The 244-nt window shown below is 74.2% G+C and carries 1 protein-coding gene; it reads left to right on the plus strand.

Annotation, left to right across the window (positions count from 1 at the left end):
• Positions 1–244, plus strand: a 244-nt coding sequence (locus tag SB775_RS32915; protein WP_410865488.1) for a hypothetical protein, incomplete at both ends; no start/stop codon positions are given.

Here is a 244-nt window from a genome sequence, read left to right on the forward strand (position 1 = left end):
GTGCTGCGCTGACGACCGCCGGCGATCTCACGGTCCCGGCGACGGCTGTTCCGGGAACGTACACACTCGCCTACCAGCTGTGCGCCGTCGCTCCGCCCACCGCCTGCGACACGGCCACCGTGACCCTCCGCGTGGTCGCGGCAACCACCCCGGTTCCGCCGCCGGCCGCGGGCACGCCCGTCGTCGCTTCACCGGTCGGTCCGGGTGTGACCGCGGTGACCCCGGTCGGTGACAAGCTCGCGTC

This window comes from Peribacillus sp. SIMBA_075, assembly GCF_046534585.1.